The organism is Streptomyces sp. NPDC002130, from assembly GCF_040296465.1.
Lineage (GTDB): Bacteria > Actinomycetota > Actinomycetes > Streptomycetales > Streptomycetaceae > Streptomyces.
This window is the reverse complement of the sequence record NZ_JBEOXI010000753.1, coordinates 1-1560: the sequence shown is the minus strand read 5'-3', so window position 1 is coordinate 1560 and position 1560 is coordinate 1. Positions and strand designations below refer to the sequence as shown.

The following is a 1560-nucleotide window of genomic DNA, read 5'->3' as shown; positions in this document are numbered from 1 at the left end:
AAGCGGTTGTACGCGATGCCCAGCAACCCCGTCAGTATTCCGAAGACGACGAACAGCGGCAGTAGTGCGAGTTGAGGTGTGGGCACGGTGCCGACCTCGAAATCAGGCTGATCGCCGATGACGATTCGTGCACAGCCCACCGCGACCGAAACACCGAAAAGCGTTGGCAGCACGGTGCGTAGCCGGAACGAGTGCGTCACTTCCTCGCAGACGAACAGTGCGCCGGCGATCGGCGCGTTGAATGCGACAGCGAGTCCTGCTCCGGCCGCGGATGTTTGCAGCATGGCGACGTCGGGTTCGGTGAGGCGGGCTCGCCGTCCCGCTTCTGCTCCGATCGCCGCACCCATGTGTACGGTGGGGCCTTCACGGCCGAGAACCAGACCGGAGCCGATCGCCAAGAGACCGCCGATGAATCTTGCAGGCACGAGATTGATACCCGGCGGTTTCGCTTCACCGCGGGACACCGCCTCGACGTGCTGGATGCCGCTTCCCTTTGCGAGGGGCACTCGTCTGACGATCAGTACGGCAAGCACGGTGCACAGGGCCACCAGGAGTACCGGCACGAGCCACCCGACGTACGGAACGTGATGCGCCCAGTTCACGATCGCCTGACGAAGTTCGTCGGCCCTGATCAGACACCAACGGAACGCGCCGCCGACAAATCCGACCCCGACGCCGGCGACCGCAGCGAGCAGACACAGCAAACCCAGTCCGCGGTTGGAGTCCCGCGGTTCGGTGCCGCCATCGTCCTCGGTCATCGTGATCAGCCCTACCTGATGGTCACAACTCTCGACAGGTGAATTGAGCCTCCCTCACGTTGGACGGTAACCCATCCCGCTACCCGCAGTGTCGGATCGAGGTTGTGCGGCCGAGTCACAATTCGATAAGCAGGCTGATTCCGAGAACTGCCATCATCAGGGCGATCAGAGCATCGAGAATCCGCCAGGCGTTGGGTTTCGCAAAGAGCGGCGTGAGTAGACGTGCGCCGTAACCGAGGGCGCCGAACCAGACCACACTTGCCGTGATGGCACCGGCCGCAAACCACCAACGTCCGATTTCGCCGCGACCGTTGGCAATTGAACCCATGAGCACCACGGTGTCCAGGTACACGTGTGGATTGAGCCAGGTGAGGGCCAATGCCATCGTGACGGCGGTAAGCCTCGACCCGTTTCCATGTTGATCCGGTGCCAACGTCTGGGGTCGAAGCGCCCGTTTGGCGGCGAAGATCGCATAGCTCAGGAGGAAAACGGCGCCGGCGATACGAACGAACGTGATCAGCGACGGTGCGTGTTCGAGGAGGGTCCCGATTCCGCTGATGCCTGCAAGAATCAGAATTGCGTCTGACAACGCGCACACTGCGACGATCGGGAGTAGATGCGATCGAGTCAGGCCTTGGCGAAGAACAAACGCATTCTGGGCGCCGATTGCGACGATCAAGGACAGTCCGACCCCGAAACCGACGAGGGCCGACGCAGGGTCGTTGGTGCTGAGCATGGTGTCGAGCCTGCCGCTCAGATTTCTATCAGTCCAGCTAATGATTCTTAGGATGCATCAGAGTAG

General features: G+C 61.7%; 2 protein-coding genes. Both read right to left on the bottom strand.

From position 1 onward, the window contains the following. On the bottom strand, positions 1–758 hold a 758-nt coding region (locus ABT116_RS45160; protein WP_351646853.1), incomplete at its 3' end, for a chloride channel protein. 115 nt (positions 759–873) lie between these two features. Further along, positions 874–1494: a LysE/ArgO family amino acid transporter gene (locus ABT116_RS45155; protein WP_235170550.1), complete on the bottom strand. Its 621-nt coding sequence runs from the start codon at positions 1492–1494 to the stop codon at positions 874–876. Between the last annotated feature and the right edge of the window lie 66 nt (positions 1495–1560).

What these genes read in the sequence shown, in the direction of transcription:
- ABT116_RS45155 (WP_235170550.1), bottom strand. Translation starts at nt 1,494, where the DNA reads ATGCTCAGCACCAACGACCCTGCGTCGGCCCTCGTCGGTTTCGGGGTC.